Genomic DNA, 22,757 nt, shown 5'->3' with positions numbered 1-22,757 from the left:
GATGAGAACTTCACCTCACCGACTGGAACCTACCGGTGAATACTCACGTCTTCGCAGGTCAGAGGTTCATTTCGAGTCCTGCACGACCAGTGATGGAACCTGGTACCGGATCGATCATCAATGGCCCACGGAAATGTGTGCGAAAGACCGGACCCCGGCCCGCTCGGTGGGAGCGGGCCGGGGTCCGGCGGTGCGCCTCGGGAGCGCGGCCCTGGTGCCAGGGGTCCGACTGCGTCGGAGATCCCATCCGGGCGCCTCTGGAGCACGGCCCGGATGCCGAGGATCCGACTGCGTCGGAGATCCCATCTGGGCGCCTCGTCAGGCGGTGACGATCGGCTTGCCCTGGGAGCGCTTCATGGCGAACAGTGCGGCGGCGAGACCGAGGACGATGATCGCGAGGACGATCGTGCCCGGGTTGGCGCCGAGACCGTAGATGCCGATGTAGGCGAGGGAACCGGCGAGCAGCGCGTACCCGAGCATCGGGAGAGCGGTGCGGCGGATGACATCGCCCTCGCGGCCGAGCAGACCGACGGTCGCGGCGGCCGCGGCGACGTTGTGGACGGAGACCATGTTGCCGGCGGCACCGCCGACGGCCTGGGCGGCGACGACGGTCTCCGGCGAGGACGCCCCGATGTTCACACCGGTGGAGAACTGGAACTGGGAGAACATAATGTTCGACACCGTGTTCGAGCCCGCGACGAAGGCCCCGAGCGCACCGACGAAGGGCGCGACGATCGGCCAGGAGTCACCGAGGGACGAGGCGGCCGCCTCGGCGAGGACGATGGGCATCGAATCGAGACCGGCATCGTTGTAGTCCGACCCGGAGTTGATGAACACGCGGACCAGCGGGAGCGTGCACATGAGGGTCACGCCCGCACCGAGGATCTGCGAACCTGCGATCTTCCACGAGGAACCGATCTGCTCCTTCGTCATCCGGTGGAGCAGGTACGCACTGCCACAGGCGAGGATGAACAGCGCACCCGGCGAGTACAGGAAATTGACGTCCTGCGAGATCGGGGTGCCGAAGATGTTCTGCACCTTGATGACGACCGGTCCGTTGAGGAAGTCCTTGACCGCCGGGATGTTGCGGGTGAGCAGGAGCAGGACGACGACGACCGCATAGGGCGCCCAGGCCCGCACGAGGGACATCTTCTTGGTGAGGTGGGCCGCCTCCTCCACGGGGTCGACGGTGCCCATCCAGGCCTTCGGCCATGATTCCCGCGGCGCGAAGTCCCAGGACTCCTTGGGCATGAGGAAGCCCGCCTTCGACGCGGACACGACGATCGCCAGACCGATGATGCCGCCGAGGAGCGAGGGGAACTCGGGGCCGAGGAACCGGGCGACGAGGTAGTAGGGCACGACCATGGCGAGCGCGGAGAAGAGCGCGAAGGGCCAGATGGCCAGACCGTCGGCCAGGCGGCGACGTTCGCCGAAGACGCCCGTCATGAGGCAGGACAGCACGAGCGGGATGAGGAGACCGCAGACCCCGTGGATGAGTGCCACCTGGGCGGCCGTGTGGGCGACGAAACCGGCCTGGTCGAGACCGAGTTCGGCGGCGCGGGCGGCGACGTCCGGGGACATCGAGCCGTCATCCTGGGCCAGACCCGTGCCGATGCCCGTGAGCATCGGGGTACCGACGGCACCGAAGCTCACGGGGGTCGACTGGATGATGAGGCCCGCGATCACGGCGGCGAGCGCGGGGAACCCGAGGGCCAGGAGGAGCGGTGCCACGACCGCGGCGGGCGCACCGAAACCGGCGGCACCCTCGATGAAGGAGCCGAACAGCCAGGCGATGATGATGACCTGGACGCGGCGGTCCGGGGAGATCGAGATGAACCCGGCGCGGATCGTCTCGATCGCGCCGGAACGGGTGACGGTGGCCAGGAGCAGGAGAGCACCGAAGACGATCCACAACAGACCGATGGCGACGAGCAGACCCTGCACGACCGAGGCGCCGATGGTCACCCAGCCGATCTGCCAGAAGACGTTCGCCGTGAGGGCGGCGACGACGAGACCGATGGGCATGGCGTACTTGGCCGGCATCCGGAACCCGATGAGGAGGGTGCCCGCCACGAGAATGGGGAATATGGCGACGAATGCCGCCACCGCGAGGTTGTCCATGAGAATCCGATCCGCGGCATCGTTGCCGCATCGCTCCGGGGGCGCCGTCGCCTCCGGGTTTCCGCATCGCAGAAGTTTTTCCGCATGACAGAACGGGATTTCTTGCCTGCGGAAGTCTATACCGCACTCAGCAGCCCTACAACAGGATCGACACGATCCCAGGCAAGGGCCTTGACCAGGACTTTCTCTCGTCATCACGGGTCATTTCCGCGATATGGAAACACAATTCCATTCACGGTATCCGTGGTGCTAGTCTCATCCCACCCAGTTCTCTGCGCCCCGGAGCGCTCCACACCCCGGAGCACTCCGTTCCCGCGGCCACGGAAGGACCACTCCCACGCATGACACGCAATGACGCGCGCACCCTCGAGGAGCTCACCGCAGCTCTCCCCGCCGACGTGCTCACCACCAATCCCGACACCATGGAGGCCTACCGCCGGGACCGGGCGAACGACCCGAACCCCGGTATGCCACTGGTCGTCGTCCGGCCCACGACGACCGAACAGGTCCAGACCGTCGTGCGGATCGCCGCAGCGAACGGGACCTCGATCGTCCCTCGTGGGGCCGGCTCCAGCCTGTCCGGCGGCAGCACCGCCGTCGACGGCGCGATCACCCTGTCCGTCGACCGGATGAACACCATCACCGTCGACACCTCGACCCGCACCCTCACCACCGGTCCCGGCGCCATCAACAACGAGGTGAAGCAGGCCGCGGCCGCCCACGGCCTGTGGTACCCGCCGGACCCGGCCTCCTTCGAGTTCTGCTCGATCGGCGGCAACATCGCCACGAACGCGGGCGGCCTGTGCTGCGTGAAGTACGGCGTCACCACCGACTACGTGCTCGGCATGAAGGTCGTGCTGGCCGACGGCCGCCTGGTGTCGCTCGGCGGACCGAAGCTCAAGGACGTCGCCGGGCTCTCCCTCACCAAACTGTTCGTCGGCAGCGAGGGCACGCTCGGCATCATCACCGAGGTGACCCTCCGCCTGGTCCCCGCCCAGAAGCAGCCGACCACCCTCGTCGCCACCTTCCCCACCCTGGAGGCCGCCACCTCCACCGTCATCGACGTCTCACGCACCATGCGCCCCTCCATGGCCGAGTTCATGGACCGGCCGACCATCAACGCCGTCGAGGACGAGACCCGGATGGGCCTGGACCGATCGGCCGCGGCCATGCTCATCTTCCAGTGCGACGAGGCCGGCGAGGCCGCCCACTCCGAGATCCGCGAGATCGAACGGGTGTGCAACGAGCACGGCGCCACGGAGTGCTACGCGACGACCGACCCGGACGAGGGCGCGGCCTTCATCCAGGCCCGCCGCATGGCCATCCCCGCCGTCGAGAAGACCGGCACCATCCTCCTGGAGGACGTGGGCGTGCCGGTGCCCCGCCTGGGTGACCTGGTGAGCGGCATCGCGGAGATCAGTGCCCGACGCGAGGTGCCGGTGCCCGTCCTCGCCCACGCCGGCGACGGCAACACCCACCCCCTCGTCGTGTTCGACCCGACCGACGCGGACATGCAGGCCCGCGCGGAACAGGCCTACGGCGAGATCATCGACCTGGCGATCACGCTGGGCGGCACCATCACCGGTGAGCACGGCATCGGCCGCATGAAGCGGCCCTGGCTGCTCGACCAGCTCGGCGAGGACGTCATGGACCTCAACCAGCGGATCAAGGACGCCCTCGATCCGCAGGGCATCCTCAATCCCGGGTCCGTCTTCGCCGCCCGCCCCGAGTTCGCATCCCCTGCACCCACAGCCACAGGAGACCCGCAGTGACCGACACCCCCACCCACGTCAGCACCCCGCAGATCGCCTACGCCAAGGCCGCCGAGGCAGTCGCCCTCGCCGTCGAGGAGGGCGCCAAGGTCGGTGTCCCGGTCTCCGTGACCGTCGTCGACACCGCGCTCGGCATGGTCGCCTACGGCCGTGCCGACGGGACGACCCCGCACTCCGTCGAGACCTCCCGCCGCAAGGCCCAGACCGCGGCCTCGACCCGCAAGCCCAGCGCCGCCGTGGTCCCGGAACTCGCCGAGGCGCTCGAGCACGGTTCGGGCTTCACTCTCACCCGCATCGCCGGCGGCCTGCCCCTGCAGTTCGACGGCGTGCACGTGGGCGGACTGGGGGTCGCCGGTGGTCCGCCGCCGGTCGACGCCGAGATCGCCGCCGCCGTCCTCACCCGCCTGGGTGCGGACCCGATCGCCTGATCCCGACCACCTACTACCGACACCCCACGGAGCAGTCATGACAGCCACGTCCACGCAGCCCACCGAGGAGCGCGCCGGCCTGCAGGTCGCCGCCCCGCTCCTGTCCTACGTCGAGTCCGAGGCGCTCCCGGCCGCCGGCATCGACGCGGACACCTTCTGGTCCGGCCTCGCCTCGATCCTCGCCGACCTCGCCCCGCGCAACCGCGAACTCCTGGCGGTCCGCGACGACATCCAGGCGAAGATCGACGAGTACCACCGGGCGAACCCGGGCCAGCCCGACCCGGAGGCCTACAAGGCCTTCCTCACGGAGATCGGCTACCTCGTGCCGGAGCCCGAGGACTTCACGATCACCACCTCCGGCGTCGACGAGGAGATCACCTCGCAGGCGGGCCCCCAGCTCGTCGTGCCGGTGACGAACGCCCGATTCGCCATCAACGCCGCCAACGCCCGCTGGGGTTCCCTCTACGACGCCCTCTACGGCACCGACGCGATCTCCTCCGAGGGCGACCTGGCCCCGGGTGAGGGCTACAACCCGGTCCGCGGCGCGGCCGTCATCGCGAAGGCCCGGGAGGTCCTCGACGAGGCCGCTCCGCTCGCCACCGGCTCGCACGTCGACGCCGCCGCCTACCGCGTCGTCGACGGCGCTCTCGCCGTCGAGCTCACCGACGGCACCGTCACCGCCCCGGCCGACCCGGCCGTGTTCCGTGGTCACGCGGGCGACGCCGAGGCGCCCACCGACGTCCTCCTGCGCCACAACGGCCTCCACCTCGACATCGTCATCGATCGCGCGGGAAACATCGGCTCGACCGATGCCGCCGGTGTTCAGGACCTCGTCATCGAGTCGGCCGTCACGACGATCGTCGACCTCGAGGACTCCGTGGCCGCCGTCGACGCCGAGGACAAGGCGCTGTGCTACCACAACTGGGCGGGCCTCGCCTGCGGTGAGCTCTCGGAGGAGGTGACGAAGGGCGGGAAGACCTTCACCCGCAGCCTCGCCGCCGACCGTGAGTACACGGCCGCCGACGGCTCCGCGCTCACGCTGTCGGGCCGCTCGCTCCTGTTCGTCCGCAACGTCGGTCACCTCATGACCACCGACGCCGTGCTCGACGCCGAGGGCAACGAGGTGCCCGAGGGCATCCTCGACGCCGTCCTCACGACGCTCGGCGCACTGCCGGGTCTGCGCGACGCCTCGGGCAACTCCCGCACCGGCTCCATGTACATCGTGAAGCCCAAGATGCACGGCCCCGACGAGGTCGCCTTCGCCGTCGAGACGCTGGCCCGCGTCGAGGACCTGCTCGGTCTGGGTGCCGGCACCCTGAAGATCGGCATCATGGACGAGGAGCGCCGCACGACGGTCAACCTCAAGGCCTGCATCGCCGCCGCCTCCGACCGCGTCGTGTTCATCAACACCGGCTTCCTCGACCGCACCGGCGACGAGATCCACACCTCCATGCAGGCGGGGCCGATGGTCCGCAAGGCCACCATGAAGTCCCAGGGCTGGCTGGCCGCATACGAGGACGCCAACGTCGACACGGGTCTGGCCACCGGGTTCACCGGGACCGCCCAGATCGGCAAGGGCATGTGGGCCATGCCGGACCTCATGGCGGACATGCTGGTGGCGAAGATCGGCCACGTGAAGGCCGGCGCCACCGCCGCCTGGGTGCCCTCGCCCACCGCCGCGACGCTCCATGCCCTCCACTACCACCAGGTCGACGCCTTCGCCGTGCAGCAGGAGATCTCCTCCCGCACGCCGCGGTCGGTCGACGCGGTCCTGGTGCCGCCGCTCGGCGACGCCTCGACGCTCACGCCCGAGGAGAAGCAGTCGGAGATCGACGAGAACGTCCAGTCGATCCTCGGCTACGTGGTCCGCTGGATCGACCAGGGTGTCGGCTGCTCGAAGGTGCCGGACATCCACGACGTCGCCCTCATGGAGGACCGCGCGACCCTGCGCATCTCCAGCCAGCTGCTCGCCAACTGGCTGGCCCACGAGGTCATCACGATCGAGCAGGTCGACGAGGCGCTCCTGCGTCTGTCCGCCGTCGTCGATGCGCAGAACGCCGGTGACGCCGCCTACGAGACGCTCGCACCCGAGGGTGTCGGCGGTCTGGCCTACCAGGCGGCCCGCGAGCTCATCGTCGAGGGCACCACGCAGCCCAGCGGCTACACGGAGCCGATCCTTCACCGCATCCGCCGGGAGAAGAAGGCCGCACAGCGCGGTTGATGTCGCTGCGCGGTCGATCGGTCCCGGTCCGCCGGTGCCGGCCACCCCTCACGGGCGTGGTCGGCACCGGCGGCGGAATCCGACACCTGCTGTCCGTACCGTCGACTGGGCGCTCCCTACCGTCGACCGGGCAGTCCGTACCGCACGGTCCTGTCGCTGTCCGACACAGTCAAGTCCGAGAATCGAAACCGAGGAGAACACGGGTGGTCGCGAACAACACCGGTGGTGTGAAGTCCGTCGACCGTGCCTTCCTCCTCCTCGAACGGATCGCCGTCGCCGGTGGGGAGACGACGATCTCGCACCTCGCCGAGGAGGTGTCCCTCCCCCTGCCGACCATCCACCGACTCCTGCGGACCCTCGTGGCCTCCGGCTACCTCCGGCAGCTGCCGAACAAGCACTACAGCCTGGGCCCGGGCCTCGTCCGACTCGGGGAGAGCGCCGGACAGCAGTTGGGGGCCTGGGCGCGCCCGCACCTCGCCGGCCTCGTCGAGGAACTCGGGGAGACGGCCAACATGGCGATCCTCGACGACGACCGGGTCACCTATGTTGCCCAGGTCCCCTCCGCCCACTCGATGCGAATGTTCACCGAGGTGGGACGACGCGTCCACGCGCACACCTCCGGTGTCGGCAAGGCGATCCTCGCCCAGCTCACCGACCGCCACGTCGAGGAGATCGTCACCTCCGCCGGCATGCCGGTCGCCACCGAGCACAGCATCGGCACCCTCGGCACGCTGCGCGAGGAACTCACCCGGATCCGCGCCCGCGGATTCGCCGTCGACGACAACGAGCAGGAGATCGGGGTCCGCTGCTTCGCCGTCCCCGTCCCGGGCATGCCCACCCCCACCGCCATCTCCGTGTCCGGCCCCGAGACCCGTGTGGACGACCGCTTCCGCGACCGGGCCGTCCCTCTCCTGCGCGACACCGCCCGCCGTATCGCCCAGCGCCCGCTGGACTGATTGCCCCAACCCCGGCATCCCACCGCCTATACAGTTCCACCCCGATATCGTGCACGGCCCTCGAGATGTGCCGACATATCGAGGGCCGTGCACGATATCGGGGCGGGGTGCCGGGATTGGGGCGGCGTTGAACACTGCCGGGGTGGTTCCATGGTGGATCAGGGCGGTTCCATGCCGGGTCCGCGCCCGAGGTGCCCTGCAGGGCGCCTCGGCAGCGGCGGTGAGGTGCCGCAGTCGGGGTGCCGGGGTCCGGGCCGTGGTCCGCTCAGCGGCGGGCGCGGGTGGGATAGGCGACGAGGACGATGACGGTCGCGACGGCCACGAGCAGCAAGGACAGGGCGACGGCACCGGCCGGATCCGTCTCGCGTTGCAGGTAGATCTCCAGTGGCAGCGTGCGGGTGACGCCCTGCAGGGACCCCGCGAAGGCGATGGTCGCGCCGAACTCCCCGAGCGCACGGGCGAAGCACAGGACCGTCCCGGAGACGAGAGCCGGGCGCAGCATCGGCAGGGTCACCGAGAGGAACACGGTCGTGGGGCCCGCGCCCAGCCCGGTGGCCATCCGTTCGGGGTCGTCCGAGCGCCCGCGCAGTGCCCCTTCGACGGTGAGCACCATGAAAGGCAGTGCGACGAAGGTCTGGGCGATGACGACCGCGACCGTCGAGAAGGCGATCGTGAGTCCGCCCGCTTCCAGCATCGGCCCCACCAGGCCCACCCGACCGAAGGTGTGGAGCAGCGCGATGCCGCCGACGACCGGCGGGAGGACGAGCGGGAGGAGCACCGCGGTCCGCGCGATCCGGCGACCCGGGAACCGACCGCGGGCGAGGACGAGCCCCAGCGGCACACCGAGGAGCAGGCAGAGAGCCGTCGTCGCGAGTGCCGTGACGACGGAGAGACGGAGCGCCACGAGCGCGGATTCGCTGGTGAGCAGGCCGGGCACACGCGCGAGGTCGAGCTGCGAGACCAGACCGACGACCGGCAGGACGAGGAAGACGAAGCCCAGGACCCCGATGGCCAGGACCCACCAGGGAAGACGTCCGGTGGTGAACCTCATGCGAGGAGCAGGACGTCGAGGACGTCCCCGGCGTGCACCTCGGTGACGTCCGCGGGGACCAGGGCGAGCGCGTTCGAGGCCGCATAGGCGCCGAGCAGGTGGGAGCTCGGGCCGGAGACCAGGCGGACGACGTCGGCGTGCGTGCCGTCGGGTCGTGGTTCGACGGTATGGACGGCCCGCCTCACCTGCAGTTTCCCGGCAGGGGAGGTGGCGAGCGGCGTCCGGAGCCCGGTAGTGGTGCCGGCAGGGGTGTCGTCGGGCTGCAGGACGGCGCGGATACGGGGACGGGAGGGCGCCTCGGGAGCGGTGTTCGCCGGCAGGAGTACCGGGCGGAGGAACATCTCGATGCTCACCAGGGACGACACCGGATTACCGGGCAGACCGATCCACGGGAGGCCGGCGAGGGTGCCGAGCGCCTGGGGCCCGCCGGGCTGCAGGGCGACCTTCGTGAAGGTCATCGCGGAAGCGGGGTCAGCGGCGGCCGCGAGCTTCACGACCTCGCGCTCCCCCATCGAGACGCCGCCCATGGAGACGACGAGGTCGACGGCGCCGGCGCGCAGACCCACAGCGTCGAGGAGAGCCTGCGGGTCGTCGGGGACGTGGAGGAGGTCGACGACCTCGGCGCCGGCCGCGGCGAGCGCGGCGGAGACGGCGGGGCCGTTGGCATCGTGGATGCGGGCGTCAGTAGGCGTGGGTGCGGCGGGTGTCGGGTGGGTGCTCACAGCGGAGAGGGGGACGACCTCGTCGCCGGTCGTGAGGACGAGGACGCGCAGGGGTGCGCGCACCTCGACCTCGGGGATGCCGCAGGAGGCGAGAAGTCCCAGGTGAGCCGGGAAAAGCGCATCCCCGGCGCGGACAAGGCGGTCGCCGGGTGCGGTGTCGGAGCCCGTGGCGCGGACGTTCAACGCGGAGCGGAGTTCTGCGAGGACGGCCGCGGGGTCGAAGAGCACGGGCGCCTCGGCGGGTGGGAAGGTCGTGGGGGTGCCGGGGCCGGTGACCCGTTCGACGGGGATGACCGCGTCGGCGCCGGCGGGCAGCGGGGCACCCGTCATGACGGGAGCGACGTGGCCTGGGGCCAGCGTGGTCGCACTCTGGCCGGCGGCGATCATCGGGGCCTGTGGGAGTCCCGTGGTGAGGAGGGTGTGGCGGTCGTCCGCGGGGAGGGAGAGCAGCGCGGCCGCATCGATCGCGAATCCGTCCATCTGGGAGTTGTCGAAGGGCGGGACTGCGACGGCACTGTGGACATCGGCGGCGGCGATCCGGGGGACGGGCTCTGTCGCGAGGGCGAGGACGGTGGCCGTCTCCGTGCTGAACAGGGGTTCGACCAGGGCCGCCACACGACGCCGGTACTCGTCGACGGGAACAGGCGCGGAGGCGGGTGCGGCCTGTGCCCGGGCGGGGTCCGTGTGCGGGGTGTCGCCTGCTGCCGTCATGGCCGGAAGTCTAGTGCCGCCGTCCCGGCCCCGTCCCGAACCCTCGAGTGGGCGCTCCCTACCATCGACTGGGCGCTCCCGTACCGGTTCCGATCGTCGACCGGGCAGTAGCTCCCGCTACTTCAGCTTGCGATCGGGCGAGTAGGACGAGAGGTCAGCCGCAATCGTCCTCGAGCTGGGACTGGACCTGCGGCAGGAGAGGTGTGAGGACCGCGATCCCGTCCCGTACACCGCCGTTCGAACCGGGCAGATTCACGAGGAGAGTGGCACCGCGAACCCCTGCGATCCCACGCCCGAGTGCGGCATGGGGAGTGTTGCGCAGACCGTGGTCGAGGAGCGCCTGCTGGATTCCGGGGACCTCGAACTCGACGAGGTCGCGGGTGATCTCCGGGATGCGGTTACGGGGCGCGATCCCGGTGCCACCGGTGGTGACGACGAGGCGCGGTGCACGGAGTTCGGGATCGACACGGGACTCCCCCGTGTCCCCGACGCCCCGGGGCGCGAGGAGCCTTTCGAGGACGGGGCGCGCGGCCTGCCCGTCGGCTCCTTCGGCGACGATCGTGGGGCCACCGCAGTCGTATCCGAGACCGCGGAGCCACTCGACGAGCAGACGTCCGCCGGACGGTTCCCGGTCCCCACGGGCCACCCGGTCGGAGACGACGACCACCTCGGCGGACCGACCGGCACCCAGGAGCGGGTGTACCGGGACGCGGTCCGTGGCGGTCGCCTCGGCACGTGCCTCGGCTCGTGTCTCAGCGATACGGAGCCGAGTGGATTCGGAGGTCGGGACGGCGGGCATGTCACTCCCTCAGGGTGATATGGGTGCGCGGCACAGAACGTGTCCTGGATCACGGTCGGCGTGGTGCTGCCACGGTATCCCCGCCGCGTCACCCCCGCACCCGCCCAGGTGAGGTCGCCGTCATCTTCCCAGCTCACAGGCACCGCGGTTCATGAGTACGACCCGCATTCCAGTGTGGAACGTTTGGCGTTTCACCCCCGCGTCGACGCCAATCCGTCCACACTGGAACTCGTCTTCGCTCCTCAGGCCTCCAGCTCGGCGCGGACGATCGCGGCGCCGGCGACGAGAGCACGGAGCTTTTCCTCGGCGACGTAGCGTGGGAGGGGAGCCATCCCGCAGTTGGTGCTCGCCACCAGCTTGTCCGCGTCGACGAAGGGCAGAGCCGTCCGCAGGGTGGCGGCGACCTCCTCGGGTGTCTCGACCGCGCTGTTCGCGACATCGATGGCGCCGAGCCACACCTTCTTGCCCCGCAGCAGTTCCACGAGGTCGACAGGGACGTGCGAGTTGTGGCACTCCAACGAGACCCCGTCGATCGAGGACCGCTGCAACAGCGGGAACGATTCCTCGTACTGTCGCCACTCGTCGCCCAGACCGGCCTTCCAGTCGGTGTTCGCCTTGATCCCGTAGCCGTAGCAGATGTGCACGAGCGTCTCGCAGCGCAGACCCTCGGCCGCGCGCTCGAGCGTCTCCACGCCCCAGTCCTTCACGTCGTCGAAGAAGACGTTGAAGGCCGGTTCGTCGAACTGGATGATGTCGACCCCGGCGGCCTCCAGCTCCTCCGCCTCCTCGTTGAGGATCGCGGCGAACTCCCGGGCGAGCTCCTCCCGACTGCCGTAGTACGTGTCGGCGAGCGTGTCGATCATCGTCATCGGACCGGGCAGCGCCCACTTGATCGGCCGGTCGGTCCGCGCACGCAGGGCCTTGGCGTCCTCGACGAAGACCGGACGCTCCCGGCGCACCGGACCGACGACGGTCGGCACACTCGCGTCGTACCGATCACGGATCCGCACGGTCTTACGATTCTCGAAATCCACGCCGTCGAGGTGCTCGATGAACGTCGTGACGAAGTGCTGGCGGGTCTGTTCCCCGTCGGTCACGATGTCGATGCCGGCGGCACGCTGCTCGTCGGCGGAGAGGAACAGCGCGTCACGCCGCCCTTCCGCCAGGGCGTCGCCCTCGAGCTTCCAGGGCGACCAGAGCTGCTCCGGCTCCGCGAGCCAGACGGGCTTGGGCAGACTGCCCGGGGCGGCAGTGGGCAGAAGTGCATTCATCGGGAGTTCTCCTTGTTCTTCACGAGCGCGGCTCTTCACGCGAGCAGTTCGGACGGTCGCGGTTCGGTCGGTCGCTGTATCAGACGGTCGTTCCGGCCATCCACCGGTCGAGGAACTCCCGGTGCGGACGGATGAAGTGCTCCGCGGCGAACCGACCCTGCTCCATGCCCAGTCGGCTGCGCTCCTCACGGTCGTAGACGATGCCGGTCGGCGCATGGTCGGGATTGTCGAGGCGCGGGCGGAAGACCTCGCCTGCCGGAACGGTCGAGTTGTAGATCTCCGGCCGGTAGATCCGCTGGAACGCCTCCATCGTGCTGATCGTGCCGATGAGGGCCAGGTCGGAGTGGCCGGTGAGCAGGTCACCGCAGTGATAGAACGCCAAGGGGGCGGCGGACCCGCGGGGCATGAAATACCGGACCTCCATCCCCATCCGCCCGAAGTAGTCGTCGGTGAGGGAGGAGTCGTCCTGCCGGTACTCGACACCGAGGACCGGGTGGACGAACCCGGTGCGGCGATAGGTCCGAGACGTCGACACGCTGATGCAGACCACCGGGGAATCCGAGAACCGTTCCCGGTAGGCACCGGACCGCAGGAAGGCGCGGAACAGACGTCCGTGCAGGTCCCCGAAATCCTCCGGGACACCACCACCGGACCCGCCGGGGCCTCCCGACCCACCGGAGAGGGAGGCCTTGAACGCCGGCAGGACCACGCTGAAGTCGTAGTCGCGGACGTACGAGGAGAAGTTGTTCCCCGTGATCCCGGGGGTCCGTACACCGGTGTGCCGATCGAGAACGTGCACGTCGAGCATCTCGATGAGGGGGAAGCCGGACCCCTCGCCGTCCCCGGCGTCGTCATCACCGAGGTGGATGTCCACCGAGACGATGTCGAGCTCGACGGAGTACCGATCCGGGTGCTCACCATCCGCATCGTCCACGTCGGTGAGCGCACCGGCCAGCGCGTTGAAACGTTCGTCGATCATCCGCTGGACCGCACGCAGGTTCTCCTGCCTACGCTCACCGCGCGCGAGATTCGCGAAGTTCGTCGTGTACCGGGACGTGGACGAGGGGGTGTAGTCCTCGTCGAACCGGGTGGTGCGGACACTGAACCTGAAATATTCCTCCATGACCCCCACGCTAGGCCACGGCGGGCGTCACGGACCCACCGTCGTCATCCACTCGTCACGGATGCTCGCAAAACGTCATGTCCGCTCACCAGGGAAGATCGAGGAACCCGACCCGTTCTCCCCGGGCCGCACCCTCCTTCGGCAGGACGAGCAGGCCATCGGCCTCGGCAAGCCCGCGGAGCATGTTCGACCCTGCCGCGCCCACCGGCTCCCACGCCCCGTCCGGGAGGCGACGTCCCGGCACGATCTTGTCCACCTTCCACGCCGGGTGGTCGGTGGCGAGCGGAACGGCGGGCACCTCGGCCGCGGGCAGCCCCCGCAGGGACCGCAGCACGGGCACGAGCACCAGCCGGAGCGCCACCATCGCCGCGAGCGGGTTCCCCGGGAGGCCCACGTGCACGGGGCCGCCCAGGAACCCGATCATCGTCGGATGGCCCGGGCGCACGTCGATCTCGGGGAACACCGGGCGGAACCCCTCCCATGCCTCGACGACGCGACGGACGTGGTCGGCGTCCGACCGCCCGGTCGCCCCCGTCGTCACGACGACGTCGACGCCGAGCGCCCCGAACCGCTCCAGCGCTGCCCGGGTCGCCTCTGCGGTATCGCCGATCCGTTCCTCCGCGACCACCGCGCCGCCGAGGCGCCCCACCGTCCACGACATCTGTGGCCCGAAGGCGTCCCGGACCTGCCCGGCCTCCGGCACACCGGAGGTGAGCACCTCATCGCCGGTGTAGAGGAGTGCCACGCGTGGCGTCCGCACGACCGGCAGCGTGTCGAACCCGTTGACCGCGGCATATGCGACATGGGCCGGCGTCACGACCGTTTCACGTGGAACGACCAGGTCGCCGGGCTGTGCCTCACGCCCGGCCCGCCGGATGTGCCGGCCGGGCTCCATTTCGGAATCGGGGCAGTCGGGCCTCGGACGAACGAGCGGGTCGGCGCCGTCGACACCCGCCTCCACCAGGGCGAACTCCGATCGCACGACGCCCGTGGCGCAGCCCGGCATCGCTCCCCCGGTGAGGATGCGACGGGCCGAACCTGGCGCCAAGGACGCTCCGGCCCCGTGTGCGGTGTCGGCCGGACGGTCGTCGAGGACCCACGGGCCCGGACCGGACACCGCGAAGCCGTCCATCGCCGAGGAGTCGTAGTGCGGCACGGCCCGCACGGCCAGGACTTCCTCCCCGGTCACGCGCCCGACGGCCTCCCGCAGGGAGACGTGCTCGACCGGGAGCGCCCCGACGCACGAGGCGGCCACGTGCATGGCCTGTGACCAGGTCGGATGTGTCGCGGACAGGCCGAACCCGGCCGCCGCGCTCCACGTGTCCACGTCGTCACCGACAGCCGGCTCGACGTCGACGTGGGCGACGTCCAGTCCGCGGTAGAGCGCCTTGGCCGGGGCGTTCACGAAGTCGTCGGTGGCCGCCCGGGCCGCAAGTACCTCCGCGCGCACGAGACCGAGGAGGAACTGGACGAAACCCGGCTCTCGCTCCCCCACACGACCGTCCTGGTCAACGGTGCGGGCGAGCAGGACGTCGGCAGCGGAATCCGCCGCCGCCTCACGCAGTGCACGCAAGGCCGCATCCACCTGCGGCATGTCGCAGGCGAGGACGTAGACGTGGTCGAGGCCGACGCCCGACAGCTCCCGTGCCCCTGCGGCGACCGCAGCGGCGGGTCCGGCGAAGGGCGGGGATTCCCGGACCACGCGGACGGCCTCCGGCAGGTGGTCACGCAGGGAGTCGGGGCCGACGACGACGATGTGCGCCGGGTCCACACCCTGCCCGGCCACTTGCGCGACGGCGTGGGCGACGAGGGTGCGGGGCGCTTCGACGGCGGCAGGAACCGCCCGGTCAGCGGGAGGAACTGCCCGGTCGACGGGGAGAGCGAGCGTCGCCTTGTCGACGCCACCGAGCCGGGAGGAGCGGCCACCGGCGAGGATCACCGCGCCGAACCTCCGCGCGCCACCCACCGGCTCAGCCACCGGAGAAGGGCGGGAGCACGTCGACCGTCACGCCCGTCGGCACGGGGTCGCCGTCGAGCAGGGTCACGCCGTCGACCAGGAACGAGCACTGCGGCAGGACCGTCTCCAGGGGCGGTTCGCCGGCGGGCGGGTCCGGATGTGCCGCGACGAGCAGAGCCCGGAAGTCCGCCTGGGGGAGGTCCGCGCCGGCCTCGGACGCGCCCGAGGCGCCCGGCACCTCGAGCGTCTCCTGCGCGGCCCCGGCCGCGGCCTTGGCAGCGGCGAAGTACCGCACCGTCACCGTCGTCATCCCCGTCATCCTCCGATCGCGCTCATCGAACGTTCCGGCTGTACGTAGTCCTCACTGTCGAGGCCCACGTGGTCCATGCCGTGGGCCCGTGGCTTGAGCCAGGTGGCGCGGCGCCACACCTCCTCGACGGCGGCGTCGGAGTGTCCGGCCCGCATGACGGCAGCGAGATCGAACTCCTCGTGGGAGAACAGGCAGGAGCGCACCTTGCCCTCGGCGGTGATGCGGGTGCGTGTGCAGGCCGAGCAGAAGGGTTCGGTCACCGAGGCGATGATGCCCACACGTCCCAGCCGTTCGCCGGTCTCCCGGTCGTGGACGGTCCACCGTTCCGCCGGGGCACCGCCGCGCGGTTCCTCATCGGGACGCAGGTCGTAGTGGGGTTCGAGCGAGTCCCGGATCTCCTCGGCGGTCACCATGTTCTCGCGGGTCCATCCGTGCTCGCCGTCGAGCGGCATCTGCTCGATGAACCGCAGTTCGAGGTCCCGCTGCAGGCAGAAGCGCAGGAGTTCCGGTGCCTGGTCGTCGTTCTCGCCCTTCATGAGGACGGCGTTGATCTTGAGCGGTCGGAGTCCGGCACGGTAGGCGGCGTCGATCCCGTCGAGCACGTCCTGCAGACGATTGCGCCGGGTCATGTGCGCGAAGGTGTCCGCGTCGATGGAGTCGAGGGAGACGTTGATCCGGGAGAGGCCCGCGTCGCGCAGCTTCTCCGCGCGTCTGGTCAGGCCGATGGCGTTCGTCGTGATGGAGATCGGCAGGTCGGGGTGCTCCGCGCGGACCCGCCCGATGATCCCTTCGAGGTCCGGGCGCACGAGCGGCTCACCGCCGGTGAGTCGCAGCTCCCGGATGCCCAGGTCCCGGACACCGATGCGGACCAGCCGGGCCACCTCGTCGACGGTGAGGAGGGTGTCCTTCGGCAGCCAGTCCATGCCCTCGGCGGGCATGCAGTAACTGCAGCGCAGATTGCACTTGTCGGTCAGCGAGATCCGCAGGTCCTGTCCGGCCCGGCCGAACCGGTCGAGCAGGGCTCCTGCTTCCGGGGCGTCCCCGGCGCGTTCCTCCAGGCCCACGCGGACGCGTTCGGCCGCACCCGCCGGGTCGTCGGGCATCCTGCGGGTCGGGATTCCCAGCTGTACGGACATGCCGGGGAGTCTAACAACGCAGGTGGAACGGTAGCTGGGCGTTCCACCACATCGCGACCGATCTCATGGGGTGTGACGTCACCCGCCGGTTCAGGCCCTACCGCCGGTCGAGAAGTGAGATGTCGGAATCGCCTCGGGACGCACGCCGCGCGGACGTCATCTCGAGGCGTTTCCCGCATCTCACTTTCACGGGTCCGTTCAGGGTTCCTGGAACCCGGCATCCTCCAGGACCGTCTGGCCCGCGGGACCCCGGACGAAATCGACGAAGGCCTGCGCGAGCGGGTCGACCTCCTGGGCGTCGTCATCCTCCGAGCCGTCGGCACCCGCCGGACCCGCGCCCGCGACGTACGGGAGGAGGGTCGCGATGGGATAGGTGTTGACCGCCTCGGCGGCGGAGGGGAATTCCACCGTCTCCACGGTGTCGCCGGCGGAGAGCGCGTCGGTCACGTAGACCAGTCCGGCGTCCGCCTGGCCGCTCGTCACCTTCCCGAGCACATCGGTCACATTGTTCTCCTCGCTCACCGGGGAGAACGCGTCCTCGTAGGGTTCCATGACGGTCGTGGTCGCAGCCCCACAGGGCACCTGCGGTGCGCACACGACCACCTGGGTCTCCTCCCGTGTCAGGTCCTCCGGACCCGCGATCCCCAGGGGGTTGCCCGGCGCGGAGACGATCGTGAGGGTGTTCGTCGCGAAGGGCACCGACTCCGCGACGAGACCGGCCGCGGCCACCTGCTCCATCGTCCGTTCGTCCGCCGTCGCGAGCACGTCCGCGGGAGCCCCGGAGCGCAGTTGCTCCGCCAGGGCCGACGACCCCGCGAAGTTGAAGGAGACCTCCACGGGGCCCGCTTCCTCTCTTGTGGCGCCACCGGCCCCGTACTCCTCCTCGAACTGCCGCCCGATCTCCTCGAAGGACTCCGCGAGCGAGGCGGCCGCGAACACCGTGATCGACCGGTCGCCCCGTTCCGTGGATGCCGCACACCCGGACAGCCCCCCGGTGAGGACCGCACCGAGACCGAGCGCGCACAGCGCCGCACCCGGACGCCGCACCCGTGACCGCGCCCGTGCGCTCACCCGGGCCCGGGCCCGACTCCGCACCCGTGACCACAGGGCACGGATCACACGGGGAAGGATCACATGTGCAGATGGCTTCATCACGGACCCACCCTAGCCACCGCGACCTAGACTGGTCGGAAGTCGCATCCCCGCACCCCGGCACCCACCGACAAGGAGCTCGATGACCCCCGACCCGACCTCGTCCGCGCACGTCGCGCCGGTCGACGGGCACACCGATGCCCGGGCCTCCGGCCGCCTCACCCACGTCCGCGAGGACGGCTCGGCCCACATGGTCGACGTGAGCGACAAGCCGGTCTCGACCCGCACCGCCGAGGCCGTGGCCGTCGTCCGCACCCGGCCCGAGGTCGTCGCGCAGGTCTTCGACGGGGACCTGCCCAAGGGTGACGCCGTCGCCGTCGCCCGCATCGCCGGCATCATGGCCGCCAAGCGCACCCCCGAGCTCGTGCCCCTCTGCCACCCCCTGCCGCTGTCGAAGGTCACGGTGGACATCACCCCGGGCGGGCGCCTCGGCGACGCTCCCGACACCGCGGAGACCCCCGCTCCCGAGGTGCCGGCCACCGGGGAGATCCACATCCGTTCCCTCGTCCGGACCCGCGGCGTCACCGGGGTCGAGATGGAGGCGCTCACGGCCGCCTCGGTCGCGGCGCTCACCGTGTTCGACATGATCAAGGCGCTCGACAAGGCCGCCGTCGTCGCGGAGACCCGCGTGCTCACGAAGACCGGGGGGACGAGCGGCGACTGGGCGGCCCCGGGTCACGGTTCCGAGCCTGCCCCGAGCACCCCCACCCCGAGCACCTCCGAGGAGGCCGAGGCGTGACCTACACCCCCGGCGCCACTCCCCCGCGGCGCGATCCCCGGTTCGGGGCCGGTCGCAGTGCGATCGTGCTCGTCGCCTCGACCTCGGCGGCCCGCGGCGACAACCCCGACACCGCCGGTCCTCTGGCCGTCGACTGGCTGCGTGGCCTCGGGTACGAGGTGCCCGCCCCCGTCGTCGTCCCCGACGGGGAACCGGTGGGTGCCGCACTCGACCACTACCTGCAGGAACTGGGCTGGGACGACCGCCCGCGGATCATCGTGACGAGCGGTGGGACCGGGCTCAACCCGGACGACCGCACCCCGCAGCTCACCGCGGCCCGCCTCGACTACCAGGTGCCCGGCATCATGCACGCGATCTGGGAGTACGGGTTGCAGAAGGTCGACTTCGCCGTCATGTCCCGCGGGGTCGCCGGGGTCCGGGACCGCACCTTCGTCGTCAACCTGTCCGGGTCCCGCGGTGGGGTGAAGGACGGCATCACCGTCCTCGACACGATCGTCCACCACATCCAGGCGCAGATCGAGGACCTGCGCGACCACCGCGAGAACCGCACCGGCCCCGACCGTGGGCCGGAACTCGTCATGGCGCCGACGGCACCGGGGGTCGCCTCCCCCGGTATCGCCTCCGCCTCCGGCGCGGCCCCGAACCAGGGCTCCGCGGACGCCACCCGTGACCCGGAGGAGGCCCGTGTCGGCGCGGTCGTCCACACCTCCGTCGGGACCGAGCCCCTCGACCACGTCGCCGCCGAGGCGTCCGTCACCACCGCGCACACCGGCGCCTCCGTCGTGTTCCGGGGGACGATCCGCGACCACGACGAGGGCCGCACCGGCGTCACCGGGCTCGACTACAGCGCCCACCCGGACGCCGGGCGGATCCTGGAGAGGACGGTCTCGACGGTGGCCGCGGCCCACCCCTCCGTGCGGATCCACGCCGCCCACCGGATCGGGCACCTGGACATCGGGGAGGACGCGCTCGTCGTCGCGTGTGCGAGCGCCCACCGGCAGGCCGCCTTCGCCTGCTGCAGCGACCTCGTCGACGCGATCAAGGCCGAGGTGCCGATCTGGAAGCAGCAGTACTTCGCCGAGGGCGACCACACCTGGGTGGGCCTGCAGTGAACATGGGTGCTGCAGTGACCCCCGATCCCGCCCGGTACGCGCGGCAGGTCGCCACCCCCGGCGTCGGGCCGGAGGGGCAGCGGAAGCTCGCCGGGGCGCGGGTGCTCCTCGTCGGGGCCGGCGGCCTGGGGTCACCGGCCGCCTTGTTCCTCGCCGGGGCCGGCGTCGGCACGCTCACCCTCGTCGACGACGACCGCGTGGAGGTCTCGAACCTCCACCGGCAGGTCGTGCACACGACGTCCCGGACCGGGGAGTACAAGGTCGACTCCGCCCGTGCCGCACTGGACGACCTCAACCCGGAGGTCGAGGTCCGCACCGTCCGTGACCGTGTGACCAGGGACAACGCCCTCGATCTCCTGTCCGGCCACGACCTCGTGCTCGACGGTTGCGACGACTTCGCCACCCGGTACGTCGTCTCCGACGCGACGACCGTGCTCGGGATCCCGCACGTGTGGGCCTCGGTGCTCGCCACCGGTGGGCAGCTGAGCGTCTTCGACCCCGACCGCGGCCCCGTCTACCGCGACGTCTTCCCGTCCGCTCCCCCGGCGGGGTCCGTGCCCTCCTGTGCACAGGCCGGGGTCATCGGGACGGTGCCCGGGATCCTCGGCACAGCGATGGCCGCCGAGGCGCTCAAGATCATCCTCGGCATCGGCCACCCACTCGTCGGCACGCTCGCCGTCTACGACATGCTCACGGCCGAGTGGGACCGGGTGCCCGTCGCCCGGAACCCGCGGGTCGCCCGGCCCACGACGCCCGACGACATCGGCCGCGACATCCACCAGCCCGACCCCGTCGAGGCGCTGGCCGCCGCGCTCGGGACCGCCCTCGTCGTCGACGTCCGGGAGCCGGAGGAGTTCGCCGCCGGTGCCGTGCCGGGGTCCGTCAACGTCCCCGTCGCCACCGTCGAGGCGGACCCAGCGGCGGTCCACGCCGCCGCCGGGTCCCGGCCCGTCTGGGTCTACTGCCGGACGGGGGTCCGGTCGGCCCGCGCCGCCGAGGCGCTCCGCACGGTGGCACCCGCCCTGTCCGGTCCCGAGACCCACGACTCCACCATTCATGACACCGCCGGGGGCTGGGAGGCCTGGGTCCGGCGGATCGGAAGGGAGTACTGATGGTCCGTCTCACGACCCGCACCCGCGTCCGCCGGTTCGACGCGACCGGCCTGGTCGACGCGCGCGCCGACAAACTCGCCGGCGAGGAGCCGCTGGAGGTCCAGCTCGACGGGGAACAGTTCTCCGTGAGCATGCGCACCCCCGGCCACGACACGGAGATGGTGCTCGGGTTCCTGCTGTCCGAGGGGGTGCTCACCGACATCGACCAGGTGCACGAGGTCGATTTCTCCTCCGGGCTCGACCCCGACGGCAGCCGCAACCTCAACGTCGCGAACGTGCAGTTGAAGCCCGGCGTCTTCAACCCCGTGCTCTACCGGGCACGCCAGGTCTACACGTCGAGTGCCTGCGGGATCTGTGGGACGGCCTCGATCGAAGCGGTCCGCAAGCAGTCGGCCTTCCCGTTCGTCCGTGGGACGGACGCGGACGGAGTCGGCGCCTCGGACGGAGTCGGCGCCTCGGACGGTTCCTTCGGCACGATCGACGAGGACGGCGACTGGGTCCCACATCCCTTCGTCTCCCCCGCCGCGCTCCTGGAAATGCCGGATCGGCTCCGCGCCGAACAGGCCGTCTTCGACTCGACCGGCGGAGTACACGCAGCGGCCCTCTTCCGGGTCGAGGAGGACGGGAACGCCGGGGACCTGCTCGTCGTCCGGGAGGACGTGGGGCGGCACAACGCCGTCGACAAGGTGCTCGGCTGGGCTCTGCGCGAGGGTGCCCTGCCGCTGCGTGACACGGTCCTCCAGGTGTCCGGTCGGGCGAGCTTCGAACTCGTCCAGAAGGCCGCCATGGCGGGCATCCCCGTGCTGTCGGCCGTGAGTGCGCCGAGTTCACTCGCCGTCGACCTGGGCAAGGAACTGGGCCTCACCGTCCTCGGGTTCAACCGCGGCAGGACCTTCAACGCCTACAGCCACCCGGAACGCATCAGCCATCCCGAGCGCATCAGCCACCCCGGACACGACCATGGAGCGGAGTGATCACCCGGTGACGGAGACGAACACGGAAACCTCGAACACCGAGCCGTCGAACACCCCGCTGCGGCCCCGGCTCGCGCTGGGCCTCGGTGTCCTCGCCGTCCTCGCCTTCGCGGTGATGGGCGTCTTCATGGAGAACTCCGGCGGCACCGAGGGCGAGGTGCTCACGAGTACCGACTCCATGCGGATCATGATCGCCTTCGTCCCCGGAGTGCTCGTCACCGTCGCAGCGCTCCTCGCCGCCGTGCAGCCGATCATCGAGAACGTGGGGCGCAGGCTCTCGCTCATCGCCTCCGTCATCGCCCTCACCGCCCCGATCACCGGCACCGCGATCGCCCGCGTCATCGGCCTCCTCCTCGGCTGAATCGATTGCCGCCCGATCCCCGGCACCCCACCAGCTGACCCCGGTAAACCGCCCCGATATCCTTCACGGCCCTCGATATGTGGTGACATTCCGAGGGCCGCCGACGATATCGGGGCGGTAGGACGCCGAGGCCAGGACTGCGTCAGGCACAGGCCCGGCGGTGTCAGGACACCGGATAGCGCTCGTCGCCGATGGCGATCTCCACGTGGAGTTCGCCCCCGAGAGCTTCCGCGTACCGCTGCAGGGTGGACAACCGGGCACGGTCGATCCGCGCGGACTCGATCTGGGAGACCCGGTTCTGGCCCACGTGCATCTCCCGTGCCATCTGCGCCTGGGTCTTTCGCCGGCGCCTGCGGAGTTCCTTGAGCTGCCACGCGCGCAGATACCGCTCCTGTCGCGCCTTTTCCTTGGCGAATGCGACAGGATCAACCGGCCGCAGCTTCTGGAGGTCTTCAAGTGTCCTCACCATCGTCGATTCCCTTCTTGAGCTGTGCCAGATGTCGTTCGAACAGCTCGTCCATGGCGGAACATCACTTACATCTGATATTACGCTCACCGAGTTCACTGCGCACTCCTCCCGCGAAATCCACTCCGTCACCATGTAGACGTTCGGGAAGCGGAATTCGTGAGGTCTCCGTTGACGACCGGTTCAGGATCAGGCCGTCGGGAGTGACTGCACCTTCCGGATCACGTCGTCGAGCACCGTCGCTGCCGAGGTGGGGAACGACG

20 protein-coding genes are annotated in these 22,757 nt (G+C 70.5%); 9 read left to right on the top strand and 11 right to left on the bottom strand.

What is annotated here, in order from left to right:
* Nucleotides 1-318 precede the first annotated feature (318 nt).
* Nucleotides 319-2,121, bottom strand: coding sequence for an L-lactate permease (locus tag AAD496_RS12170; RefSeq protein ID WP_349829048.1), 1,803 nt, complete (start codon nucleotides 2,119-2,121; stop codon nucleotides 319-321).
* Between the two features lie 341 nt (nucleotides 2,122-2,462).
* Between AAD496_RS12170 and AAD496_RS12165 the strand changes: the two genes are divergently transcribed.
* From AAD496_RS12165 to AAD496_RS12150, 4 genes are all read left to right on the top strand, one after another.
* Entirely contained in the window at nucleotides 2,463-3,893 is a 1,431-nt protein-coding gene (locus AAD496_RS12165) for an FAD-binding oxidoreductase (protein WP_349829047.1), read from the top strand.
* On the top strand, nucleotides 3,890-4,321 hold the full coding sequence (locus AAD496_RS12160) for a GlcG/HbpS family heme-binding protein (RefSeq protein WP_349829046.1): 432 nt from the start codon (nucleotides 3,890-3,892) through the stop codon (nucleotides 4,319-4,321). The genes AAD496_RS12165 and AAD496_RS12160 overlap by 4 nt, the downstream gene beginning before the upstream one ends.
* A gap of 37 nt (nucleotides 4,322-4,358) precedes the next feature.
* Nucleotides 4,359-6,542 carry a malate synthase G gene (locus AAD496_RS12155; RefSeq protein WP_349829044.1) on the top strand — a complete coding sequence of 728 codons (2,184 nt, stop codon included), beginning with the start codon at nucleotides 4,359-4,361 and terminating at the stop codon, nucleotides 6,540-6,542.
* A 203-nt stretch (nucleotides 6,543-6,745) separates the two neighbouring features.
* Nucleotides 6,746-7,498 (top strand): IclR family transcriptional regulator, encoded by a 753-nt coding sequence (locus tag AAD496_RS12150; RefSeq protein WP_349829043.1) that lies wholly within the window; start codon nucleotides 6,746-6,748, stop codon nucleotides 7,496-7,498.
* Between the two features lie 265 nt (nucleotides 7,499-7,763).
* On the opposite strand, the gene AAD496_RS12145 is transcribed toward AAD496_RS12150, so the two are convergent.
* The 9 genes from AAD496_RS12145 to modA form a co-directional block, all read right to left on the bottom strand.
* Nucleotides 7,764-8,549, bottom strand: a complete 786-nt coding sequence (locus AAD496_RS12145; RefSeq protein WP_349829041.1) for an ABC transporter permease — start codon at nucleotides 8,547-8,549, stop codon at nucleotides 7,764-7,766.
* Nucleotides 8,546-9,982, bottom strand: coding sequence for a molybdopterin molybdotransferase MoeA (locus tag AAD496_RS12140; protein WP_349829040.1), 1,437 nt, complete (start codon nucleotides 9,980-9,982; stop codon nucleotides 8,546-8,548). The genes AAD496_RS12145 and AAD496_RS12140 overlap by 4 nt, the downstream gene beginning before the upstream one ends.
* Before the next feature lie 154 nt (nucleotides 9,983-10,136).
* Nucleotides 10,137-10,781, bottom strand: coding sequence for a MogA/MoaB family molybdenum cofactor biosynthesis protein (locus AAD496_RS12135; RefSeq protein WP_349829039.1), 645 nt, complete (start codon nucleotides 10,779-10,781; stop codon nucleotides 10,137-10,139).
* 242 nt (nucleotides 10,782-11,023) lie between these two features.
* The gene (locus AAD496_RS12130) at nucleotides 11,024-12,052 is read right to left on the bottom strand and encodes a methionine synthase (protein WP_349829037.1); all 1,029 of its coding nucleotides are present in this window, start codon (nucleotides 12,050-12,052) and stop codon (nucleotides 11,024-11,026) included.
* Between the two features lie 79 nt (nucleotides 12,053-12,131).
* Nucleotides 12,132-13,175 (bottom strand): putative oxygenase MesX, encoded by a 1,044-nt coding sequence (locus AAD496_RS12125; RefSeq protein WP_349829036.1) that lies wholly within the window; start codon nucleotides 13,173-13,175, stop codon nucleotides 12,132-12,134.
* Between the two features lie 85 nt (nucleotides 13,176-13,260).
* Nucleotides 13,261-15,153 carry an NTP transferase domain-containing protein gene (locus tag AAD496_RS12120; RefSeq protein WP_349829035.1) on the bottom strand — a complete coding sequence of 631 codons (1,893 nt, stop codon included), beginning with the start codon at nucleotides 15,151-15,153 and terminating at the stop codon, nucleotides 13,261-13,263.
* Nucleotides 15,146-15,442, bottom strand: a complete 297-nt coding sequence (locus AAD496_RS12115) for a MoaD/ThiS family protein (RefSeq protein ID WP_349829034.1) — start codon at nucleotides 15,440-15,442, stop codon at nucleotides 15,146-15,148. The genes AAD496_RS12120 and AAD496_RS12115 overlap by 8 nt, the downstream gene beginning before the upstream one ends.
* Nucleotides 15,443-15,447: 5 nt before the next feature.
* On the bottom strand, nucleotides 15,448-16,578 hold the full coding sequence (gene moaA / locus AAD496_RS12110) for a GTP 3',8-cyclase MoaA (protein WP_349829033.1): 1,131 nt from the start codon (nucleotides 16,576-16,578) through the stop codon (nucleotides 15,448-15,450).
* A 198-nt stretch (nucleotides 16,579-16,776) separates the two neighbouring features.
* Nucleotides 16,777-17,730, bottom strand: a complete 954-nt coding sequence (gene modA, locus AAD496_RS12105) for a molybdate ABC transporter substrate-binding protein (RefSeq protein ID WP_349829184.1) — start codon at nucleotides 17,728-17,730, stop codon at nucleotides 16,777-16,779.
* A gap of 190 nt (nucleotides 17,731-17,920) precedes the next feature.
* On the opposite strand from modA, the gene moaC reads away from it, so the two are divergent.
* The 5 genes from moaC to AAD496_RS12080 are packed head-to-tail and all read left to right on the top strand — an operon-like array spanning nucleotide 17,921 to nucleotide 22,028.
* Nucleotides 17,921-18,469 (top strand): cyclic pyranopterin monophosphate synthase MoaC, encoded by a 549-nt coding sequence (gene moaC / locus AAD496_RS12100; protein WP_433913768.1) that lies wholly within the window; start codon nucleotides 17,921-17,923, stop codon nucleotides 18,467-18,469.
* Nucleotides 18,466-19,581 carry a molybdenum cofactor biosynthesis protein MoaE gene (locus tag AAD496_RS12095; RefSeq protein WP_349829031.1) on the top strand — a complete coding sequence of 372 codons (1,116 nt, stop codon included), beginning with the start codon at nucleotides 18,466-18,468 and terminating at the stop codon, nucleotides 19,579-19,581. Before moaC ends, AAD496_RS12095 begins: the two co-directional genes overlap by 4 nt.
* Nucleotides 19,582-19,595: 14 nt before the next feature.
* Nucleotides 19,596-20,693, top strand: a complete 1,098-nt coding sequence (locus AAD496_RS12090) for a ThiF family adenylyltransferase (protein ID WP_349829030.1) — start codon at nucleotides 19,596-19,598, stop codon at nucleotides 20,691-20,693.
* Nucleotides 20,693-21,667: a formate dehydrogenase accessory sulfurtransferase FdhD gene (locus AAD496_RS12085; protein WP_349829029.1), complete on the top strand. Its 975-nt coding sequence runs from the start codon at nucleotides 20,693-20,695 to the stop codon at nucleotides 21,665-21,667. The genes AAD496_RS12090 and AAD496_RS12085 overlap by 1 nt, the downstream gene beginning before the upstream one ends.
* Nucleotides 21,668-21,674: 7 nt before the next feature.
* Nucleotides 21,675-22,028 (top strand): hypothetical protein, encoded by a 354-nt coding sequence (locus tag AAD496_RS12080; protein WP_349829028.1) that lies wholly within the window; start codon nucleotides 21,675-21,677, stop codon nucleotides 22,026-22,028.
* Nucleotides 22,029-22,191: 163 nt separating this feature from the next.
* Here the strand turns inward: AAD496_RS12080 and AAD496_RS12075 are convergent, their stop codons facing one another.
* Nucleotides 22,192-22,497 (bottom strand): helix-turn-helix domain-containing protein, encoded by a 306-nt coding sequence (locus AAD496_RS12075; RefSeq protein WP_349829027.1) that lies wholly within the window; start codon nucleotides 22,495-22,497, stop codon nucleotides 22,192-22,194.
* Between the last annotated feature and the right edge of the window lie 260 nt (nucleotides 22,498-22,757).

This window comes from Brevibacterium litoralis, from assembly GCF_040212315.1.
GTDB classification, from domain to species: domain Bacteria; phylum Actinomycetota; class Actinomycetes; order Actinomycetales; family Brevibacteriaceae; genus Brevibacterium; species Brevibacterium litoralis.
The sequence above is the reverse complement of the archived record's forward strand: the minus strand, read 5'-3'. Positions and strand labels throughout refer to the sequence as shown.

Excerpts from the sequence above, each read along its gene's own strand:
- AAD496_RS12170 (WP_349829048.1), bottom strand. The coding sequence starts at position 2,121 with ATGGACAACCTCGCGGTGGCGGCATTCGTCGCCATATTCCCCATTCTC.
- AAD496_RS12085 (WP_349829029.1), top strand. The coding sequence starts at position 20,693 with ATGGTCCGTCTCACGACCCGCACCCGCGTCCGCCGGTTCGACGCGACC.
- AAD496_RS12155 (WP_349829044.1), top strand. The coding sequence starts at position 4,359 with ATGACAGCCACGTCCACGCAGCCCACCGAGGAGCGCGCCGGCCTGCAG.
- AAD496_RS12125 (WP_349829036.1), bottom strand. The coding sequence starts at position 13,175 with ATGGAGGAATATTTCAGGTTCAGTGTCCGCACCACCCGGTTCGACGAG.
- AAD496_RS12165 (WP_349829047.1), top strand. The coding sequence starts at position 2,463 with ATGACACGCAATGACGCGCGCACCCTCGAGGAGCTCACCGCAGCTCTC.
- AAD496_RS12140 (WP_349829040.1), bottom strand. The coding sequence starts at position 9,982 with ATGACGGCAGCAGGCGACACCCCGCACACGGACCCCGCCCGGGCACAG.
- AAD496_RS12135 (WP_349829039.1), bottom strand. The coding sequence starts at position 10,781 with ATGCCCGCCGTCCCGACCTCCGAATCCACTCGGCTCCGTATCGCTGAG.
- modA (WP_349829184.1), bottom strand. The coding sequence starts at position 17,730 with ATGAAGCCATCTGCACATGTGATCCTTCCCCGTGTGATCCGTGCCCTG.
- AAD496_RS12075 (WP_349829027.1), bottom strand. The coding sequence starts at position 22,497 with ATGGTGAGGACACTTGAAGACCTCCAGAAGCTGCGGCCGGTTGATCCT.
- AAD496_RS12115 (WP_349829034.1), bottom strand. The coding sequence starts at position 15,442 with ATGACGACGGTGACGGTGCGGTACTTCGCCGCTGCCAAGGCCGCGGCC.
- moaA (WP_349829033.1), bottom strand. The coding sequence starts at position 16,578 with ATGTCCGTACAGCTGGGAATCCCGACCCGCAGGATGCCCGACGACCCG.
- moaC (WP_433913768.1), top strand. The coding sequence starts at position 17,921 with ATGGTCGACGTGAGCGACAAGCCGGTCTCGACCCGCACCGCCGAGGCC.
- AAD496_RS12130 (WP_349829037.1), bottom strand. The coding sequence starts at position 12,052 with ATGAATGCACTTCTGCCCACTGCCGCCCCGGGCAGTCTGCCCAAGCCC.
- AAD496_RS12145 (WP_349829041.1), bottom strand. The coding sequence starts at position 8,549 with ATGAGGTTCACCACCGGACGTCTTCCCTGGTGGGTCCTGGCCATCGGG.